This window comes from Actinomadura violacea, assembly GCF_017573465.1.
GTDB lineage: Bacteria > Actinomycetota > Actinomycetes > Streptosporangiales > Streptosporangiaceae > Spirillospora > Spirillospora violacea.
In genome coordinates, this window is record NZ_JAGEPF010000016.1 from 132,801 (window position 1) to 154,189 (window position 21,389).

At 74.3% G+C, this 21,389-nt stretch carries 11 protein-coding genes; 6 read left to right on the top strand and 5 right to left on the bottom strand.

Annotated features, from left to right (window positions below):
* The first annotated feature begins 38 nt into the window (after positions 1 to 38).
* The 4 genes from J4709_RS26150 (at position 39) to J4709_RS26165 (ending at position 14,678) form a co-directional block, all read left to right on the top strand.
* Entirely contained in the window at positions 39 to 12,065 is a 12,027-nt protein-coding gene (locus J4709_RS26150) for a non-ribosomal peptide synthetase (RefSeq protein WP_208244438.1), read from the top strand.
* Positions 12,066 to 12,163: 98 nt separating this feature from the next.
* Positions 12,164 to 13,180 carry an iron-siderophore ABC transporter substrate-binding protein gene (locus J4709_RS26155; protein ID WP_208244439.1) on the top strand — a complete coding sequence of 339 codons (1,017 nt, stop codon included), beginning with the start codon at positions 12,164 to 12,166 and terminating at the stop codon, positions 13,178 to 13,180.
* Positions 13,180 to 14,481: a lysine N(6)-hydroxylase/L-ornithine N(5)-oxygenase family protein gene (locus J4709_RS26160; RefSeq protein ID WP_208244440.1), complete on the top strand. Its 1,302-nt coding sequence runs from the start codon at positions 13,180 to 13,182 to the stop codon at positions 14,479 to 14,481. The genes J4709_RS26155 and J4709_RS26160 overlap by 1 nt, the downstream gene beginning before the upstream one ends.
* Positions 14,481 to 14,678: an MbtH family protein gene (locus J4709_RS26165; protein ID WP_232384078.1), complete on the top strand. Its 198-nt coding sequence runs from the start codon at positions 14,481 to 14,483 to the stop codon at positions 14,676 to 14,678. The genes J4709_RS26160 and J4709_RS26165 overlap by 1 nt, the downstream gene beginning before the upstream one ends.
* An 85-nt stretch (positions 14,679 to 14,763) precedes the next feature.
* On the opposite strand, the gene J4709_RS26170 is transcribed toward J4709_RS26165, so the two are convergent.
* The 5 genes from J4709_RS26170 to J4709_RS26190 all read right to left on the bottom strand — a co-directional run bounded on the left by J4709_RS26170 (position 14,764) and on the right by J4709_RS26190 (position 19,516).
* The gene (locus J4709_RS26170; protein ID WP_208244442.1) at positions 14,764 to 15,636 is read right to left on the bottom strand and encodes a CE1 family esterase; all 873 of its coding nucleotides are present in this window, start codon (positions 15,634 to 15,636) and stop codon (positions 14,764 to 14,766) included.
* A 97-nt stretch (positions 15,637 to 15,733) separates the two neighbouring features.
* Positions 15,734 to 17,002, bottom strand: coding sequence for an MFS transporter (locus J4709_RS26175; protein WP_208244443.1), 1,269 nt, complete (start codon positions 17,000 to 17,002; stop codon positions 15,734 to 15,736).
* Positions 16,999 to 17,466, bottom strand: coding sequence for a MarR family winged helix-turn-helix transcriptional regulator (locus tag J4709_RS26180; RefSeq protein ID WP_208244444.1), 468 nt, complete (start codon positions 17,464 to 17,466; stop codon positions 16,999 to 17,001). The genes J4709_RS26175 and J4709_RS26180 overlap by 4 nt, the downstream gene beginning before the upstream one ends.
* Positions 17,467 to 17,637: 171 nt before the next feature.
* Positions 17,638 to 19,317: an MFS transporter gene (locus tag J4709_RS26185; RefSeq protein WP_208244445.1), complete on the bottom strand. Its 1,680-nt coding sequence runs from the start codon at positions 19,315 to 19,317 to the stop codon at positions 17,638 to 17,640.
* Position 19,318: 1 nt separating this feature from the next.
* Positions 19,319 to 19,516, bottom strand: a complete 198-nt coding sequence (locus J4709_RS26190; RefSeq protein WP_208244446.1) for a hypothetical protein — start codon at positions 19,514 to 19,516, stop codon at positions 19,319 to 19,321.
* Positions 19,517 to 19,774: 258 nt separating this feature from the next.
* Between J4709_RS26190 and J4709_RS26195 the strand changes: the two genes are divergently transcribed.
* The gene (locus tag J4709_RS26195) at positions 19,775 to 20,815 is read left to right on the top strand and encodes a phosphotransferase family protein (RefSeq protein ID WP_232384079.1); all 1,041 of its coding nucleotides are present in this window, start codon (positions 19,775 to 19,777) and stop codon (positions 20,813 to 20,815) included.
* An 87-nt stretch (positions 20,816 to 20,902) separates the two neighbouring features.
* Positions 20,903 to 21,355, top strand: coding sequence for a MaoC family dehydratase (locus tag J4709_RS26200; RefSeq protein ID WP_208244448.1), 453 nt, complete (start codon positions 20,903 to 20,905; stop codon positions 21,353 to 21,355).
* The last annotated feature ends 34 nt before the right edge of the window (positions 21,356 to 21,389 follow it).

Here is a 21,389-nt window from a genome sequence, read left to right on the forward strand (position 1 = left end):
ACTTCTGCTGATCAAGCCGACGACGAAAGAGCTGAGGCGTGCACGAGCAGACGACGACGGCGGCGCGAGGCCCTCGGCAGCGACGCGAACTGATGCGGCGGATGATGGCGGAGGCCGGGCTTCCGGCGGACCGGCGCGGCCCCGACGCCGGACGCCCCGCCCCGCGCGAGTCCGCCGGGCCCGCCCCCCTGTCCTACGCGCAGCGGAGCATGTGGCTGCACCACCGCGCCTTCCCCGCGAGCCCCGCCTACAACGTGTGCCTGCTCGTCCGCATGTCCGGGACGCTCGACGCCGCCGCCCTCCGGGAGGCGCTGCGCGGCCTCATCCGGCGCCACGCGATCCTTCGCACGGTCTACGCCGACGGACCCGGCGGCACCGCCGTCCAGATCGTCACCGGCGACGACTCGCTCGACCTGCCGCCCCTCGACTGCGCCGACCCCGGCGCGCGCGCCGCGGAGCTCGCGGCGACACCGTTCGACCTGCGCGCGAAGCGGCCCGTCCGGCTGGAACTGCTGCGCACCGGCGACGACGAGCACGCGCTGGTCCTGGTCGTCCACCACATCGCCTGGGACGGCATGACCTGGGGCTCGATCTCGCGCGACCTGTCGGCCCTGTACCGCGCCGCCGTCACCGGCGAGCCGGACGGCCTGCCCGCGCTGGACGTGCAGTACGCCGACTTCGCCGACTGGGAGCAGAAGCGGCCCCTCGCCGACGACGACCTCGCCTACTGGCGCGCCCGCCTCGACCCGCCGCCCCCGCCGCTCGACCTGCCCGCCGACCGGCCGCGCGCCGCCGCCGCGTCCGAGCACGGCGGCCGCCGCGCCCGCCGCTTCGGCGACGACGTGACCGAGGGCCTCACCCGGCTCGCCAAGGAGGAGAACGTCACCCCCTACACGGTGATGCTCGCCGCCTACTCCGTCCTGCTGCACCGCTACACCGGCTCCGCCGACGTGGCGGTCGGGTCGTCGGTGATGAACCGCGAGCACGCCGAGGTCGAGCGGCTCGCCGGCAACTTCGGCAACACCCTCGTCATGCGGACGGACCTGTCCGGCGCACCGACGTTCCGCGAGGCGCTGCGCCGCACGGGGCAGACCGTCACCGGCGCGTTCGCGCACCAGGGACTGCCCTACGACGCGCTCGTCGACGAGCTGCGGCCCGCGCGCGGGCGCGGCCGCTCGCCGTTCTTCGACACCATGCTGCTGTTCCTCGCCCAGGAGATCGGCGAGCTTGAGCTGCCCGGCCTCACCACGTCGTGGACGCACGTCCACAACGGCATGACGCACTTCGACCTGTCGCTGGAGGCGTTCGTCCGGCCGCAGGGCATGACGGTCGAGGCGACCTTCCGCCGCGAGCCGTTCGACGACGACCGCATCGACGCGCTCCTCCGCCACCTGGAGACGCTGCTGCGCGACGCGATCGCCGACCCGGACCGCCCGGTCGGCGCGCTCGCGCTGATGGACGACGGCGAGGCGGCCCGGCTGGACGCGCCCAACGCCACCGGCCGGGACGTCACCGGTCCCGGCGTCGTGGCGCTGTTCGCCGAGCAGGCGGCCCGCACGCCGGACGCGCCCGCGGTCGAGACCGAGTCCGGCGAGATCCTGAGCTACGCGGAGCTGGACCGGCGGTCGTCCGCGCTGGCCGGTGCGCTCCGGGCTCGCGGCGCCGGGCCGGACGCCGTCGTGGCGCTCGCGCTGCCGCGCACCGCCGACCTCGTGACGGCCGTCCTCGCGGTGCTGAAGTCGGGCGCCGCCTACCTGCCGCTCGACCCGGACCATCCGCGCGACCGCGTCGCGTTCATGCTGGAGGACGCGGGCGCGCTCTGCGCCGTCGCGGCGCCGGAGACGGCGGGTCTGCTCGCGGACGGCACCGACGTCGTCCTTTTGGACGGCGACCTTGAAGCGGCCGATCCCGCTGTCCGCGAACCGGACCCCGACGACCTCGCGTACGTCATCTACACGTCCGGTTCGACGGGCCGCCCGAAGGGCGTCGCCGTCCCGCACCGCGCGCTCGCGAACCTCGTCGCGCGGATGCGGGCCGAGTACCCGCTCGGCCCCGGCGACCGGTGGGCCGCGGTGACGACCATCGCGTTCGACATCGCGACGCTGGAGGTCTGCCTGCCGCTGGTCACCGGCGCGACGATCGTCCTCGCCTCGCGCGAGACCGTCCGGGACCCGGCGGCGCTGGCGCGTCTGCTCGGACGCGGCGTCACGCACCTGCAGGCGACGCCGTCACTGCTCGGTTCGCTCGACCCCGCAGCCCTGGAGGGCCTCCGGGTCGTCACCGGCGGCGAGGCGCTGCCCGCCGCGCTCGCGGACGAGTTGACGGCGCGCGCCCGCAGCGCCGCGAACATGTACGGGCCGACCGAGACGGCCATCTACGCGACCGCCGCCGACCTGCCGGAACCCGGCATCGGACAGCCGCTGTGGAACACCCGGGCCCGCGTCCTGGACGCGTCGCTGCGGCCCGTCCCGGCCGGGATCCCCGGCGAGCTGTACCTGTCGGGGGCGCAGCTCGCCCGCGGCTACGTCGGCCGCTCCGACCTGACGGCGGAGCGGTTCGTCGCCGACCCGTACGGCCCGCCCGGAACCCGCATGTACCGGACCGGCGACCTCGCCCGCTGGAACCGGGACGGCTCGATCGAGTACCTCGGCCGCACCGACGACCAGGTGAAGATCCGCGGCTTCCGGATCGAGCCGGGCGAGGTGCAGGCCGCGCTCGCGGCGCTGCCCGGCGTCTCGCGGGCGGCGGTCGTCGTCCGCGAGGACCGGCCGGGGGAGCCGCGCCTCGTCGGCTACTACGTCGCCGGCCCCGATGCGCAGGGCGAAGCCGGGCTGCGCGCCGCGCTCGCCGCCGAACTGCCCGCCTACATGGTGCCGGGCGCCCTCGTCCGCCTCGACGCGCTGCCGATGACCGTCAACGGAAAGCTCGACCGCCGCGCGCTACCCGCGCCCGGCGCGCGCGCGGACGGCCGGGAGCCGCGCGACGCCCGCGAGGCCGCGCTGTGCGCGCTGTTCGCCGAGCTGCTCGGGTACGAGCGGGTCAGCGTCGACGACGACTTCTTCGCGCTCGGCGGCCACTCGCTGCTCGCCGCGAAGCTCGCCGCCCGCGTCCGGACCGTCCTGGACGCGGAGTTCTCCATCGCCGACGTCTTCGAGGCGCCGACCGTCGCCGCGCTCGCCCCTCGCCTGGTGGCGCGGCACGGCGTCCGTGTCCGCGACGTGGAACGGCCGCGGACCGTGCCCGCGTCGGCGGCGCAGCGCGGCATGTGGCTGGAGGAGCGGCTGCGCGGGCCGTCGGCGTCCTACGCCCTGCCGTTCGGCCTCCGCCTCACCGGCGCCCTCGACGCCGCCGCGCTGAGCGCCGCTTTCACCGATGTCGTCGACCGGCACGAGGCGCTGCGGACGCTGCTGGTCGAGGACGACGACGGCCTGCCCGTCCAGCGGATCCTGGCCCCCGGTACGCCGGTGGACTTCACCGCCCTCGACGCCCGCGCCGAGAGCCCGGAGCGCCGCGCCGCCATCGAGCGGGACGCCGCGTCGCACGTCTTCGACATCGCCGCCGACCTGCCCGTCCGCGCCACGCTCGTCCGCACCGGCGACGAGGAGTGGTCGCTGACCCTGCTCCTGCACCACGCCGCCGCCGACGAGTGGTCGTTCACGCCGCTGCTCGCCGACCTCGCCCGCGCCTACGAGGCCCGCCGCGCCGGGGAGGCGCCCGGCTGGGAGCCGCTGCCCGTCCAGTACGCCGACTACGCCGCCTGGGAGCGCGAGACCTCCGCCGACCTCGCCGACGGGCTCGGCCACTGGGAGCGGACGCTGTCCGGGCTGCCGCAGGAGACCGTGCTGCCGTTCGACCGGCCGCGTCCGGCCGAGCCGAGCCACCGCGGCGGGCTCGTCCCGTTCCGGCTCCCGGCCGCCGGCGCGCGGCGGCTCGCCCGCGCGACCGGCACCAGCGTGTTCATGGTCCTGCACGCCGCCGTCGCCGCGCTCCTCCAGCGGTCCGGCGCGGGCGACGACGTCGCGCTCGGCACGCCCATCGCCGCGCGCGCCGACGAGGACCTCGCCGGGCTCGTCGGCGTGTTCGTCAACCCGCTCGTCCTGCGCACCGACCTGTCCGGCGACCCCGCGTTCACCGAGCTGCTGGAGCGGGTCCGCGCCGCCGACCTCGCCGCGTTCTCGCACGCCGGCGTCCCGTTCGAGCGGGTGGTGGAGCGCCTCGCGCCGGAGCGGTCGCTCGCGCGCAACCCGCTGTTCCAGGTGATGATGGTCCACCAGCGGCTGGACGACGTCCGGCTCGCGCTGCCGGGCGTGCGCGCCGAGCCGTTCCTGCCCGCGACCGGTGGCGTCAAGTTCGACCTCGACCTGTACTTCGCCGAAGGCCCGGCCGGCGGCGACGGCGCGGACGAGATCGAGGGGTTCGCCGCGTTCGCCGAGGACCTCTTCGACGCCGCCACGGTCGAGGGCCTCCTCGGCGACCTCGCCCGCATCCTCGACCAGGCCGCCGCCGACCCCGGCCGCCGCCTGTCCGCGCTCGGCGCGCCCGTCGAGCATCCGGACACGGCCCGCGACCTGCCCGTCCGGACCGTCGCCGCGCTCGTCGAGGCGCAGGCCGCCCGCACCCCGGACGCGACCGCCCTGGTGTTCGGCGGCACCGCGATCACCTACGCCGAACTGGACCGCCGAGCCGAGGCCCTCGCCGACCGGCTCGCGGCGGCCGGCGCGGGACCCGAACGCGTCGTCGGCATCGCCCTGCCGCGCTCCGACGCGTTCGCGGTCGCGCTGCTGGCCGTCCTGAAGACCGGCGCCGCCTACCTGCCGATCGACCTCGCGTACCCGCGCGCGCGGGTCGAGGCGATGCTGGACGCCGCCCGGCCGCTGCTCGTCCTCGGGCGCGACGAGCCGCCCCTCGACGCGCCGCGCCGGGCCCGTCCGGACGTCCGGCCCGGCCATCTCGCCTACGTCATCTTCACGTCGGGCTCGACCGGGACGCCCAAGACCGTCGCCGGGACGCAGGAGGCCCTCGCCAACCGGCTCGCTTGGGGCGCCGATCTCGCCGAGCCCGGCGTCCGCGTCGCCAAGAGCCCGCCCGCGTTCATCGACGGCACGACCGAGCTGCTCGGCGGCCTCGTCGCGGGCGACACCGTCGTGATCGCCGACGACGCCACCGCGGCCGACGCCGTCGCGCTCGGCGACCTCGTCGAACGGCACGGCGTGCGGACGGTCACGCTCGTCCCGAGCCTGCTCGCCGCGCTCGTGGAGCGCGGCCTGCCGCCGTCCGTCACCACCTGGATCAGCAGCGGCGAGGCGCTGCCCGCCGCGCTCGCCGCGAAGGTCCCCGCCCGCCTCGTCGACCTCTACGGCTGTTCGGAGGCCGCCGGGGACAGCCTGGTCGCGGAGGGCGGGGGACTGGCCCCGATCGCCAACACCCGCGCGTACGTCCTGGACGCCGCGCTCCGCGAGGTGCCCGCCGGCGAGCTGTACCTCGCGGGCGACGGCCTCGCGCGCGGCTACCTCGGCGACCCGGCCCGCACCGCCGAGCGGTTCGTCGCGAACCCGTTCGGCCCGCCCGGCTCCCGCCTCTACCGGACCGGCGACCGGGTGCGGCGCCGCCGCGACGGCGGCCTGGACTTCCTCGGCCGCGCCGACGACCAGATCTCGCTGCGCGGGTTCCGGATCGAGCCCGGCGAGGTCGAGGCGGCCCTGGCCGCGCAGGACGGCGTCCGCCGCGCCGCCGTCGCCGTGCACGGGTCCCGGCTGATCGGCTACGTCACCGGCGGCGCCGAGGCCGGCGCGGTGCTCGACCGGCTCCGCGCGACGCTGCCCGCCCACCTCGTCCCCGCCGAACTGCTCGTGCTCGACGAGCTGCCGCTCAACCCGAACGGCAAGGTCGACCGGCGGGCGCTGCCCGAACCGGGACGGCCCGCCGCCGGGCGCGCGCCCGCGACGGAGGCCGAGCGCGTCCTCGCGCGCCTCGCCGCCGCCGTCCTCGGCCGCGACGCGGTCGGCGCCGACGACGACTTCTTCCGCTCCGGCGGCGACAGCATCGGCGCGGCCCTGCTCGTCGCCCGCGCCCGCCGCGCCGGGCTGTCGTTCACCGTCCGCGACGTGTTCCGGCTCCGGACCGTCGAGGCCCTCGCGCAGGCCGCCGGCACATCGGCGCCCGAGGCGGTGGTCGAGAGCGAGGCCGCCGGCGAGCTGCCGCTGTCGCCGCTCCAGGAGGGCCTGCTCTTCCACCTGATGATGGCGGGCGAAGGCCGCGACATCTACGTGCAGCAGGCCGTGGTGTCGCTGTCCGGGCCCGTCGACCCGGCCCGGATGGCGGACGCGGCGCACGCCGTCCTGGCGAAGTTCCCCAACCTGCGCGCCGGGTTCCGCACCGACGGCGACCGCTCCGTCCAGTTCGTCCCCGACGCCTGGGAGACGCCCTGGACGCACGCCGACGTGTCCGGGCAGGACGGGCTCGACGCGTTCGTCGACGCCCAGCGCGCCGAGCCGTTCGACCCGGCCGCGCCGCCGCTGATCCGGTTCGCGCTCGCGAGCCTCGGCGAGCACGACCACCGCCTCGTCCTGACGTCCGAGCTGATCCTGCTGGACGGCTGGTCCGGCGGCCTGCTCGTCACCTCGCTGCTGAACGCCTACACCGACGCCGCCGCCGAGGCCGCCCGCCCCGTCCCGCCGTTCCGCGCGTACCTGGACTGGATCGGCCGGCAGGACCGCGACGCCGCCGTGGACGCCTGGCGCCGCGCCCTCGACGGGTTCGACGAGCCGGCGCTCGTCCGCCCCGGCCTCGCCGACCGTCCCGCCGACCTCGCCACGGCCGGCGAGGTGCACCGCGCGCTGCCCGCCGGGCTCGCCGGCCGCCTCGACGCGGTCGCCCGCGACCACGGCGTCACCCCCGGCACCCTCTTCGAGACGGCGTGGGGCCTGACGCTGATGGGGATGACCGGCCGCGACGACGTCGTGTTCGGCGCGTCCGTCTCCGGCCGCCACCCGGACGTGGACGGCGTCGAGTCCATGGTCGGGCTGCTGTTCAACACCGTCCCGATCCGCGTGCGGGCCGGGGCCGCCGACCCGGTGACCGCCGTGCTCGAACGCGTCCAGGCCGCGCAGTCGGAGTTGTTCGACCACTCCTACGTCGCGCTCGCCGACGTCCAGCGCGCCACCGGCCTCGGCACCCTCTTCGACACGCTTTTCGTCTTCCAGAACTTCCCCGGCATGCCCACCGACCGGGGCTTCGGGCCGGACGGCGCGCTGCGCGTCACCGGACGCGAGGTCCGCGACGCCACCCACTACCCGATCACCATGGTCGTCGACCCGGGCGTCGCGCTCCGCGTCATGTACCGGGGCGACGCGTTCACCGAGGCCGAGGCCGAACGCGTCACCGACCGGTACGTGCGGGTGCTCCGGCAGATCGCCGACGCCCCCGACGCGCCGTGCCACCGCCTCGACCTGCTCGTCCCCGAGGAGCACGAGAGGCTTCGCCGCGACCGGGACGAGGCGTGGCATCCGGTTCCCGAGCAGACCGTCGCCGAACTCCTCGCCGAACGCGCCGCCGAGCAGCCCGACGACACCGCGCTGGTGTCGCTGCCGGACGTCCGCCTCACCTACGGCGAGCTGAACGCCCAGGTCAACCGGCTCGCACGCCTCCTGCTCGCGAACGGCGCGGGCCCGGAACGGGTCGTCGCGCTCGCCCTGCCGCGCTCCGCGGAGATGGTCGTCGCGCTGTTCGCCGTCCTGCGCACCGGCGCCGCCTACCTGCCGCTCGAACTCGACCTGCCGGCCGACCGGCTCGACTACATGATCGCGGACGCGTCTCCGGCGGTGCTCGTCTCGCACCGTGGCATCGCCGGCGGCCTCACGTTCGCCGGCCCCGTCCTCGCCTTGGACGACTCTGGCACCGCCCGGACGCTCGCCGCCCTGCCCGGCACCGACCTCGGACCCGCCGAGCTGCCCGGCTTCGCACCCGGCACCCCGGGCCGCCTCGACCACCCCGCCTACGTGATCTACACATCGGGCTCCACAGGCCGCCCCAAGGGCGTCGTCACCCCGTACCGGGGACTGACGAACATGCAGTTCAACCACCGCGCCAACATCTTCGACCCGGTGGTGCGGTCCGCGGGCCGCCGGCTCCGGATCGCGCACACCGTGTCGTTCTCCTTCGACATGTCGTGGGAGGAGCTGCTGTGGCTCATCGAGGGCCACGAGGTCCACGTCTGCGACGAGGACCTGCGCCGCGACGCCGAAGCGCTCACCGCCTACCTGCGCGAACACCGCGTCGACGTCATCAACGTGACGCCCACCTACGCGCAGCAGCTCCTCGACGAGGGACTCCTCGACGGCGGGCACCGGCCGCCGCTCGTCCTGCTCGGCGGCGAGGCCGTCCCCGCGTCCGTCTGGGACCGGCTCGCCGGCGCCGACGGCGTCCTCGGCTACAACCTGTACGGGCCCACCGAGTACACGATCAACACGCTCGGCGGCGGCACCGAGGACAGCGCCACGCCCACGGTCGGCAAGCCGATCTGGAACACCCGGGCCCACATCCTCGACGCATGGCTGCGGCCCGTCCCGCCGGGCGCGCCCGGCGAGCTGTACATCGCGGGCGCCGGCCTGGCCCGCGGCTACCTCGGCCGCGCCGACCTGACCGCCGAGCGCTTCGTCGCCGACCCGTTCACCGGCGGCCGCATGTACCGGACGGGCGACCTCGTGCGCGTCCGCGAGGACGGCAACATCGACTTCCTCGGCCGCACCGACGACCAGGTGAAGATCCGCGGCTACCGCATCGAGCTGGGCGAGATCGAGACCGCGCTCGCCGCCGAGCCCGGCGTCGGGCAGGCCGCCGTCGTCGCCGCGGCCACCGGCGTGCCCGGCGTGAAGCGGATCATCGGCTACGTCGTGCCGGACGGGTCGCGCGACGGCGCCGCCGACGAGCAGCTCGCCGAATGGCGGCAGATCTACGACGCCGAGTACACCGAGGTCGGCACGGTCGTCCACCACGAGGAGTTCGCGGGCTGGGACAGCAGCTACGACGGCGCGCCGATCCCGGTCGACGACATGCGCGAATGGCGGGACACGACCGTCGAGCGCATCCGCGCGCTGCGGCCCCGCCGCGTCCTGGAGATCGGCGTCGGCGCCGGCCTGCTGCTCACCCGGCTCGCCCCGGAGTGCGAGGAGTACTGGGGGACGGACTTCTCCGAGCCCGTCATCGCCAAGCTCCGCGCCGACCTCGGCCCGGACTCGCCCGTCCGGCTGAGCCACCGCCCCGCGCACGACACTTCCGGCCTGCCCGAAGGCCGCTTCGACACGGTCGTGATCAACTCCGTCGCGCAGTACTTCCCGGGCGCCGCCTACCTGGAAGACGTCGTCGCCAAGGCGATGCGCCTCCTCGCACCCGGCGGGAAGCTCTTCCTCGGCGACGTCCGCGACCTGCGGACGATCCACCACCTCCACGCCGCCATCCGGCTCGGACGCGGCGACACCGACCTCCGCGCCGTCGAACGCGCCGTCCGGATGGAGAAGGAACTCCTCCTCGACCCGGCCTTCTTCACCGCCCTCGACGGTCCCGCCCGCGTGGACGTCCTCACCAAGCGCGGCGTGCACCACAACGAGCTGACCCGGCACCGCTACGACGTCGTCCTCTGGAAGCCGGGCCCCGACGTCCCGCCCGTCCCCGACACACCGGTCGTGGACTGGACCGCGCTGGACGACCTCGCGGCGGCGTCGGGTGGCGGGCCGGTGCGGGTGCGGGGGATTCCCGACCCGCGGCTGTCTGCGGAGGCGGCGGCGCTGCGGGTGCTGCGCGACGGCGGATCGTCGGACGAGGCGCGCGAGGCGCTCGCCGCCGCACCCGAGGGCGTCGAGACGGAGGCGCTCTACGCGCTGTTCCCGGACGCGGTGCTCACGCCGTCCGCGCAGGCCGGGTGCTACGACGCCGTCTTCGGCGGGGGAGCGGCGCACCTTCCGGCCGAGCCAGGCCGGGCGCCGTCGGCGTACGCCAACGATCCGGTCGCGGCGCGCGATCACGGCGTGCTGGGCGCGCGCGTCCGGGAGAGCCTGAAGCGGCGGCTGCCCGGCTACATGGTGCCGAGTGCGATCGTGACGCTGGACGTGCTCCCGCTCACGGTGAACGGCAAGCTCGACCGCCGGGCCCTGCCCGATCCGGGCCGGGACGGGGCGCGCCGTGCCGGGGGCCGGCCGCCGCGCACGCCGGTCGAGCGGGTGCTGTGCACGCTGTTCGCCGAGGTGCTGGACGCGCCGGGCGTGGGCGTCGACGACGACTTCTCCGACCTCGGCGGGCACTCGCTGCTCGCGACGCGGCTCGTCGGCCGGGCGCGCGCGGCGCTCGGCGCGCGGCTGGCGATCCGCGACCTGTTCGAGGCGCCGACCGTCGCGGAGCTGGCCGGACGGCTGGGCGGCGACGGGGACGAGGCGCCGCGTCCCGCGCTCACGCCGCGCAAGCGTCCCGAGCGCGTCCCGCTGTCGCCTGCGCAGCGCCGCCTGTGGCTGCTCGACCAGATCCTTCGCGAGGACGACGGGCCGCGCGACGCCTACCATCTGCCGCTCGCCGTCCGGCTGCGCGGCGACCTCGACCTCGCCGCGCTCGAAGCGGCGATCGGTGACGTCACCGCCCGGCACGAGGCGCTGCGGACGGTCTTCGCCGAGCACGACGGCACCCCCTACCAGCGGATCCTCGACCCGGACGACGCCCGTCCCGTCCTGGAGGTCGCGACGTGCGCGCCCGAGGAGGTCATCGCCCGGCCGTTCGACCTGGCGCGCGACATCCCGCTGCGCGTCGCGGTGTTCCCGGAGGGGGAGCGGGAGCACCTCCTCCTCGCGGTCTTCCACCACATCGCGTTCGACGAATGGTCGTTCGGCCCGTTCGCGCGGGACGTCGCCGAGGCGTACGCCGCGCGGCTGGACGGGACGCCGCCCGCATGGGAGGCGCCGCCCGTCCAGTACACCGACCACACGCTGTGGCAGGCCGAGCTGCTCGGCGACCCGCTCGACCCGGGCAGCGTCCACGCGCGGCAGCTCGCCCACTGGGTGCGGGCCCTCGCCGGAGCGCCGGAGGAGATCGCGCTGCCGGCCGACCGGCCGAGGCCCGGCACGGCGGGGCAGCGCGGCGGGACCCTCGCCGCGGACCTGCCGCCGGGACTGACCGGCCGGCTGCGCGGGGTCGCCCGCGACGCGGGCGCCAGCGTGTTCATGGTCTGCCAGGCGGCCGTCGCGGCGCTGCTGCACCGGATGGGCGCGGGCGACGACGTCCCGCTCGGGAGCCCGGTCGCGGGACGCACCGAGGAGGCCGCCGCGGACCTGGTCGGCTTCTTCGTCAACACGCTCGTGCTGCGTGCCGACGTGTCGGGGGAGCCGACGTTCGCGGAGCTGCTCAGCCGCGTCCGGGAGGCCGGGCTCGCGGGCCTGGCCAACCAGGACCTGCCGTTCGAGGCGGTCGTGGAGGCGCTGCGCCCGAGGCGCGTGCCGGGACGCAACCCGCTGTTCCAGGTGATGGTCGGCTACGAGAACCAGGACCCCGGCGAGGTGCGGTTCCCCGGCCTGGAGCAGGCGGCGGCGTCGTTCGGGCCGTCGGCCGCGAAGTTCGACCTGGACTTCATCTTCCGGGAGCGCGGCGGCGGCCTCCAGCTGATCGTCGACTACTCCGCCGACCTGTTCGACCGGGAGACGGTGGAGACGATGGCCGCAGGACTGGTCGCGCTGCTGGAGACCGTCGCGGACGATCCCGGGACGCCCGTCGGCGCGCTGCCCGCCGTGCTCACGGCCCGCGCCGTCACGGAGGCGGGCGCTCCGCCCGCGCCCGCCGGGGTGCGGCGCGGGGACGACCGGGAGGCGGTGCTGTGCCGCATCTTCGCCGAGGAGCTGGGCGTGCCGGAGGTGGGCCCGGACGACGACTTCTTCGACCTCGGCGGCCACTCGCTGCTCGCGATGCGGCTGGTGCGGCGGATCCGCCGCGAGCCCGGCTGCGCCGGGGTGCGGATCGCGGCGCTGATGGCGGCGCCGACCGTCGCGGGCCTGCTGGCCCGGCTGGACGACGGCGCCCGCGGCGAGGGGTGAGGCGGGTCATACCCCGCAGATCATTGATTAGTTAGGTAAGGCTAACCTAAGATCGCTCCCCGACACCCCCTGGAACACCTGGAAGGACACCGGCCCTCATGCGCACACTGACGCGGCGTCTGGCCGCCACCGGCGCGCTCGTCCTCGGTCTCGCCCTGACCGCGGCGTGCGGCGGCGACGACGAGCCCGCCAAGGCATCCTCCGGCGGCGCGGCCGGATCGTTCCCGGTCACGATCACCGGCAAGCTCGGCAGCGCCACCGTCGAGTCCGCGCCGAAGCGGATCGTCGCGCTCGGCGAGGTCGACCAGGACGCGCTGCTCGCGCTCGGCGTCCAGCCGGTCGGGATGGTCGAGCTCACCGGGATCCAGAAGGACGGCCTCGCCCCCTGGAGCGCCCCGAAGGTGACCGGCGACAAGCCCGCGCTGCTCACGGCCGGCGACTCCGGCTTCGACCTGGAGAAGATCGCCGCGCTGCGGCCCGACCTGATCCTCGCCGGCGGCGACTTCACCATCGACAAGGAGTACGGCAAGCTCTCCAAGCTCGCGCCGACCGTCGCCTACCAGACCGGGCCCGCCGAGGACTCCTGGCAGCAGATCACCCGGCAGGTCGCCAAGGCCGTCGGCCGCTCCGCGGACGGCGAGAAGGTCGTCGCCGCGGCCGAAGCGAAGATCGCGTCGGTGAAGACCGCCCACCCCGAGCTCCAGGGCAAGGGCTTCGCGCTGACCAGCGTGTTCCCCAGCGGCAACATCGGCGTGATGAAGTCGAAGGACGACACCAGCGTGAAACTGTTCGAGCAGTTCGGCATGGTGCTGCCCGACAAGCTGAGCAAGCTGCCCGGCGACGGGTTCGCCGCCGAGCTGAGCATGGAGAAGCTGCCGGTCCTCGACACCGACGTCCTGCTCAGCCACTACAACGACGACCCCGCGACGCAGAAGAAGTTCGAGGAGAACAAGCTGTTCTCGGGCCTTCCGGTCGTCAAGCGCGGCTCCTACGTCCGCCTCGACCTGAAGTCGTTCTGGCCGCTGCGGACCCCGACCGCCCTGTCGGTCCCGTACGTCGTCGACCAGGTCGTCCCGCAGATCGCCAAGGCGGCGGCCACGGCGAAGGCGGCCTGATGCCGGACGATCTGACGGCGCAGGAGCCGCACCCGCCCGTCCGCGACGTCGTCGGCATCGGGTTCGGCCCGTCCAACCTCGCCCTGGCCGTCGCGCTGGAGGAGGCGCACCCGTCGGCGGACGCCGTGTTCTTCGAGAAGCAGACCGCGTTCGGCTGGCACCGCGGCATGCTCATCGACGGCGCCACGATGCAGGTCCACTTCCTCAAGGACCTGGCGACGCTGCGCAACCCCGCCAGCCCCTACTCGTTCCTGTCCTACCTGCACGCCAAGGGCCGCCTCGTCGACTTCGTCAACCACAAGACGATGTTCCCGACGCGGGTCGAGTTCCACGACTACCTCGAATGGGCCGCCGCCGCGTTCGCCGGACGGGTCCGGTACGGGGCGGAGGTCGTCGCGCTGCGCGAGCACGACGCGTCGACGCTGGAGGTCGTCGTCCGCCGCGACGACGAGCTGGAGACCCACCTCGCCCGCAACGTCGTGATCGGCGCGGGCCTCGACCCTGTGCTGCCCGCCGGCGTCCGGCAGGGGGAGCGGATCTGGCACACCGAGGAGCTGCTGACCCGGCTGGACGCGCGGCCCGGCTGGGAGCCGCGCCGGCTCGTCGTGGTCGGCGCCGGGCAGAGCGCCGCCGAGGCCGTCGAGTACCTGCACCGCCGCCACCCTTCGGCGGAGGTCTGCGCGGTCTTCTCCCGCTACGGCTACTCGCCCGCCGACGACAGCGCGTTCGCCAACCGGATCTTCGACCCCGCCGCCGTCGACCACTACTACGCGGCGCCGGACGAGGTGAAGGAGATGTTGTTCGGCTACTCCCGCAACACCAACTACTCCGTCGTGGACCTCGACCTCATCGACGAGCTGTACCGGCGCGCGTACGCCGAGAAGGTCGCCGGCGCCGAACGGCTGCGGATCCTCAACGCCTCCCGCGTCCTCGACGTCCGCGAGCGGGACGGCGGAGTGCGGGTGCGGGTCGCGTTCCTGCCCACCGGCGAGACGGCGGACCTCGACGCCGACGCCGTCGTCTACGCCACCGGCTACCGCGAGCGCGACCCGTTCGACCTGCTCGGCGAGGCCGGATCCCGGTGCCGGACCCGCCCGGACGGCCGCCCGGTCATGGAGCGCGACTACCGCATCGCCACCGAGCCCGGCCGCGAGTGGGGCGTCTACCTGCAGGGGGGCACCGAGCACAGCCACGGCATCGCCTCGTCGCTGCTGTCGATGACGGCGGTGCGCACCGGAGAGATCGTCCAGTCCATCGCGCGGCGCTCGGCGCGCCTCGCGAGCGTCCCGCAGGAGGCGTGATGACCAACCCGTTCGACGACCCGGACGGCACCTTCCTCGTCCTGGTCAACGCCGAGGGGCAGCACTCGCTGTGGCCGGAGTTCGCCAGCGTCCCGTCCGGCTGGACGACGGCGTTCGGCCCGGGCACCCGGCCCGAATGCCTGGCCTACATCACCGAGAACTGGACGGACCTGCGTCCGCGGAGCCTCACCGCGTGACGCGCGGCGCGGGTGATCCATGACCCGAGGGCGGGCCCGGGGGTGGGCCCGCCCTCGATCCCGCCCGGAGCGGCCGGCCGCCGGGTCAGGCCACCGGTTTCGGCAGCGACGGGCGGCCCGCGAAGAACTCGCCGATCAGCTTGCTCGCGTAGTCCGGCCATTCGTGGCCGCCCTGCTGCTTGGTGCACAGCGCGACCTCGACGGCTCCCGGCCCGGTGCCCACGCAGCCCTCAGGGCCGTCCGGCACGGGCCACGACAAGGCGGGCAGTTTGTCCACCCATCTCCAGAACTCCATCAGTAACTGCACGCCGATGAACGGGAAGTGCACGTCGGCGTCCATGTTCCCGCCCCCGTCGTAGGGGACGGACGGATCCCATGTCCCGTGGAAGGCCAGCACGGACACCGGGCGCTTCGGTGTGCAGCCGATGGCGAGCGCGCCCGACACCACGGCTATCCCGGCGATCTTGTCGGCCCGCTCGCACGCGTACCGGTAGGCCATCCCGCCGCCGTTGGAGAACCCGGTCATGAAGACCCGGCGGCCGTCGGCGACGCCCTGCTTCACCAGGGTGCCGATCAGCTTGTCGAGGAACCCGACGTCGTCGACGCCGGCCCAGCGGGCGAACCAGCAGCAGGCGCCCGCGTTCCAGGTCCCGAGCAGCCCGTCGGGGTAGGCGACGATGTAGCGGTCCTTGTCGGCGATCTTGTCGAGGCCGCTCTGGTTCTCCACGTACGCGGCGTCGTTCAGCCCGCCGTGCAGCGCGACGATCAGCGGGAGCCGCTCGCCGGGCCGGCGGTCCGGCGGCACGTGCAGCAGGTAGGGGCGGTTCCAGTCGCCCATGGCGATGGTGTGCTCGGTGGTTCCTGGAGCGTTCTGTGCCGCTCCGGCGGGCAGGGGGTGGGCGATGAACGCGGCGAGCAGGGCCGCCACGATCATCGCCGCCCGCACGGCGATCTTCATGGGGTGATCCAACCCCGCCGCCGGGCCGTCCGGCTACGCACCCGGGCGCACAAAAGATCGCGGTCTTTTGTGCGCCCGGGGACAGCGTGACGGAGTGCTACGAGCCGGATCCGGAACCGGCCTCCGCGGCCTCGGTGACCTCCGCGTCCCGGGCCCCGCCGGCCGCCTGCGCGTCGACCTCGGCCTGCTCGCGCTCCGCGCGCGAGAGGTCGCGGTGCCCGATCGCGAGCACGCCGATCCCGAGCGCGATCGCGCCGGCGCCGACGGCGAACGGGACGTGGATGTTGGCGTGCTCGGCCATCTTGCCCGCCGCGAACGGGGCGAGGCCGCCGCCGATGAACCGGACGAACCCGTACGCGGCGGACGCGACCGGGCGCTCCACCGGTGCCACCATCATCACGGCCTGCGTCGTCACCGTGTTGTTCACCCCGATGAACACGCCCGCGACGATCACCGCGACGATCAGCGTCGCCTGCGAGTTCACGAAGATCGCGATGACCGCCACGTCCACCGCGAACAGCGCCAGGTTGAAGTACAGGGTGCGGGCGAGGCCGAGCCGCCGCTGCAGCCACGGGGCGCCGAACACCGCGAACACCGCGACGAGCAGCCCCCAGCCGGTGAACACCAGGCCGAGCCGCATCGCGCTCAGGTGCATCGGGAACGGCGCGTAGCCGAGGACGGTGAAGAAGCCCCAGTTGTAGCAGAGCGCGGTCAGGCTCATCACGAGCAGGCCGCGGTGCCGCAGCGCCTTGATCGGGTCGGCGATCGAGGTCTTGCGCGCCGGTTTCGGCTGCGGCCGCACCAGCACGACCGTGGCGATCAGCGCGATCGCCATCAGCACCGCGACGCCGTAGAACGGGCCGCGCCAGCTGACGGCGCCGAGCAGCCCGCCGAGCAGCGGCCCGACGGCGATGCCGAGGCCGAGCGCGGACTCGTAGGCGATGATCGCGCCGCCGAGCCCGCCGCTCGCGGACGCGACGATGACGGCCAGGGACGTCGCGATGAACAGCGCGTTCCCGAGGCCCCAGCCGGCCCGGAAGCCGATGATGCCCGAGATGCTGCCGGACGTCCCGGCGAGCGCGCTGAACACCACGATGAGGGCGAGCCCGGCGATGAGCGTGCGCTTGGCGCCGATCCGGCTGGAGACGAACCCGGTCACCAGCATCGCGACGGCCGTGACCACCAGGTAGCTGGTGAACAGCAGGGTGACCTGGCTCGGCGAGGCGTGCAGGTCCGAGGAGATCGCGGGCAGGATCGGGTCGACCAGGCCGATGCCCATGAACGACACCACGCACGCGAACGCGACGGCCCACACGGCCTTCGGCTGCTTGAAGGGGCTCTGCGCGCCCGCGGACGGCTGACTCATGCGCACTCTCCGGAAGCAGGGGGTGAGGGGACGCCGGCGGCGGCGCCGGCCAGCCGGTCCAGGGCCGGCAGGGCCGCGGCGATCGCCGCCCGGTCGGATGCGGGCAGCCCGGCCAGCAGCCCGGCCAGCCGTTTCGCCTGCCCCGCCCGCCGCCGCGCCAGGTCGTCGCGGCCGGCGGCGGTGAGGTGCACCGCGACGACGCGGCGGTCGCCGGGCAGCGCGCGGCGCTCGGCGAGGCCCTGGCGCTCCAGCCGGGACACCACCTGGGTCATCGCGGGCTGGGTGACGCCCTCGAGCCCGGCCAGCTCCGTCACCCGGCAGGGGCCGCGGCGTTCGAGCGTGGCGAGCGTCGACACCGTCGTCATGGACAGGTCGCGGGGCAGCGACAGCGAGCGCATCAGCGAGTAGAGGCGGCCGAGGCCGGCCGCCAGCTCCAGCTCGTCGAGCGGGGACGGCGCATCCATGTCCCGGTTTATATCACTTGCTTCTATAAAGCGCCTATAGGTTTGCCTGGCTAGGTTTCCTGTGGGCCGTCGGAAAGCGGCGATCCACCGGCCGGGACGTCCCGGCCGGCGGATCGGCTCGTGCGGTGAGGGGCGGTGCGGCGCCGGGCGTCCCGGCGCCGCACCCGCGGGTCAGGTGAGCGCGGCCATCTCCGCGTCGATCGCCTTCTGGTGCGCCTCGGCGTCCTCACGCGCCTTCCGCGGGCTCCAGCGTCCGCTCATGATGAAGATGAACGGGATGAACACGACCTGGCCGCCGAGCGCCACGTACCACCAGGTCTGCCACTGGCCGGGCCCGTCCTTGGCGGCCTTCTGCACCTCGGCGCCGTGCTCCTTGAGGATCTTCAGCTGCGGCTGCGCCTTCGCGACCGTCTGCAGGCCGGCGACGCCGACCTCCTTGGCCGCCTGCGCCTGCAGCGTCGGCGGCGCCTGCCCGGCCGGGTACTTGCCGAGCTCGGCGAAGATCTGCGGATGCGCGGCCGTGATCGCCAGGGCCTCCTTCGCCTGCACGGACGCGGTCTTCACCTCGGTGCCGTGCTCGACGATCGGCGTCACCGAGTTGACCACCATCGGCACGAACAGCGCCGAGCACGCCACGACGATCCGCAGGATCCAGCCCCACACGGCCAGCCCGGTCGCGGTCGCCGCCGGGTTGTGCTTCTCCACGGTCTCGGTGAAGCCCGCCATCCACGGCGCGTACGCCAGCCCGCCGAAGATCCCGATCCCGACGAACAGCCAGGCGAAGTCGTGGTAGCCGGTCTTCGGCTCCGTCGCCCACGAGGCGAAGATCGCGGTGCAGACCACCGAGCCGATGCCGCCGACCAGCATCAGCGGCTTGCGGACCCGCAGCCGGTCGGAGAGCAGGCCCGCGAGGACCAGCGCGATCGCGTTCGCCGCCCAGTACCAGTTGCCGAGCGAGTTGGTGCGCTGCTCGCTGTAGCCGAACGTCGCGGAGAAGTAGACGACGAAGTTGCCGACCGCCGCGTAGTACAGCAGCAGGTAGACGCTGATCGCGAACGCCGAGCCGATGACGTCCAGCCGCATCATCTGCCGCCAGCTGCCCTTCAGCTGCGCCTCCGGGTCGATGCCGCGGGCCCGCGCCTCGATCAGCACGCGGTCGCGCATGGACACCATGACCTGGTCGCGCAGCGCGGGGGACAGCTCGCGCAGCCCGAACAGCGCGATGACGAACACCACGAGCGCCGCGACGCCCGAGAAGGTCAGCTCGTCCTGCCAGCTGGAGCTGTCGAGCGTCGCGCTGGTCACGGTGGTGACCACGAGGCTGCCGATGACCGGGCCCATCGTCCAGTAGCCCATGGCGGTGGCGCGGCCGAGCTGCGGGGAGAAGTCGCGGATCAGCGCGGGGGTGGCGACGAGCACGATGCCCTCGATGAGGCTGAGCACCGCGAACAGCACCAGGTACACGAGCTTGCTCGGCGAGTGCGGCAGCACGAGCACGATCACGCCCGCGACCAGCAGGCCGTACACGACCAGGTTCGCGCGCCCCCAGCGGTCGGCTAGCCCCGCGAACAGCGACGCGAACGCGCCGATCGCGTTGCCGATGACCGACAGCATGATGAAGTAGCCGAACGTCATGCGGTAGTGCTCCATGATGGAGGTCGCCACCGCGTACTGGATGTAGAGCAGGTAGTACAGGACGATCGTGGTGATCACCACGATGCCCAGGTAGAGGTAGCGGCGTCCCGTCTCCGGGTAGTGCGGCAGGTCCCGCCGCCACAGCCGTGCCGCGAGGCCGGGGGGCGCGTCGGCGCCGGGCGCGACGCCGTCGTTGGTGGACGATGAAACGGACATGTCAGGGACTCCTCCGGGCGCTGGTCTCCCCCGAGTACCGGTCCTCCTGGAAAGGGTGCGGGCCGGCGGCGCGTTCGCGGCCGTCCGCCCGCACCGTGCCGGACGGCCCGCAGCGGGTGCCGCCGGCGATGGCGAGTGCCGCGGTGCCGATGCGTCCGCGCGCCCGGTCGCGGGTGGTCCCGGGGTCGGTGGTCGTCATCGGCCGGTCCTTCGCAGGGTGGCGAAGCTCACACCGCTCCGCGTCGTGCCGCAAAAGTAATGCCGCGAACCGAGAATGGCAATGGGAATCGGCTATTGCATACCAACTGGTCGGTATGGTGTCATCGGCGCACCGATGCCTGCCTGGTGGGGGCGCGACCCGAGGCCCTCCGGCCTCGGACGGCGAGGGTTCCCATCTCGTTATCCTGCGCCATACCGACCGGACGGTACAAGGGCTCGGATCGGCGAGGAGGGTGCATTGCGGGTATTCGAAGACGGGGACGTCCCGGGGCTGCCGCTGGACCGGTTCCGGCGCTACGCCGAGGAGGCCCGCCCCGGCGCCCTGTGGCCGGCCGGCGCCGGCCCGCTGCGCGCCCGCGTCGTCGCGGGCGGCCGCTCGAACCTGACCTACGAGGTGACCGACGGGGCTTGCTCCTGGATCGTCCGGCGCCCGCCGCTCGGCCACGTCCTCGCGACGGCGCACGACATGTCCCGCGAGTACCGGGTCATGACCGCGCTGGCCGGCACCGCGGTCCCCGTTCCCGCCACGTACCTGCTCTGCGACGACCCGGACGTGATCGGCGCGCCGTTCTACGTCATGGAGATGGTCCAGGGCACCCCGTACCGCGGGGCGGACGAACTCGCCCCGCTCGGCGAGACGCGGGTCGCGGACATCGCCGGCCGGATGATCGACACGCTCGTCGACCTGCACCGCGTCGACCCCGCCGAGGTCGGGCTGGCCGACTTCGGACGGCCGCAGGGTTTCCTCGGCCGCCAGGTGCGCCGCTGGAAGAAGCAGCTCGACGCCTCCCGCAGCCGCGACCTCGACGGCGCCGCGGAGCTGCACGCGCTGCTGGAGGCGAACATCCCGCCCGAGTCGCCCCCGGCGATCGTGCACGGCGACTACCGGCTGGACAACCTCCTGGTCGGCGCGGACGACCGGGTCGCGGCCGTCCTGGACTGGGAGATGGCGACGCTCGGCGACCCGCTCACCGACCTCGCGCTCCTGCTCGTCTACATGAAGCGGACGGCGCCGTCCCCGGCCCGGGCCGACGCGACGCGGGCGCCGGGCTTCCCGTCACCGGACGAGGTCGTGGCCCGGTACGCCGAGCGCAGCGGCCGCGACCTGTCGGCGATCGGCTTCTACGTCGGGCTGGCCTGCTTCAAGCTCGCGGTGATCTCCGAGGGCATCCACTACCGCTACCTGCACGGCCAGACCGTGGGGGAGGGGTTCGACGCGATCGGCGACGCCGTCGAGCCGCTGCTCCGCTCCGGCCTCGCCGCCCTCGGGAAAGCCTGATCCGCGCGCCTCTCGCGTTGCATACCAACCGGTCGGTATGTTGTCATCGTGGCGTCCACGGAAGCGCCCGGCGGAGGAGGTAACGCGGTGAGGACGTTCAGCGGCATCGACGAGTACGAGAAGGCCGTCGGCTCCCAACTCGGCCACAGCGAATGGCACACGGTCACCCAGGAGCAGGTGAACGGGTTCGCCGACGCGACCGGCGACCACCAGTGGATCCACGTCGACCCCGAGCGGGCGAAGGACGGCCCGTTCGGCGGCACGATCGCGCACGGCTACCTCACCCTGTCGCTCCTGCCGATGCTCATGTCGGAGATCTCCCGGGTCGAGGGCCTGACGATGGGCGTCAACTACGGCTCGGACAAGGTCCGCTTCCCCGCGCCCGTCCCCGTCGGGTCGCGGGTGCGCGCCGGCGCCGAGCTGGTCTCGCTGGAGCGCACCCCGCAGGGCGCGCGGGCCAAGGTCCGCGTGACCGTCGAGCGCGAGGGCGGCGGCAAGCCGGTCTGCGTCGCCGAGGTCCTGTCCCTGCTGGTCGGCTGAGCCCCCGCCCGCCCCGTCATCCCGGAGAGACCGT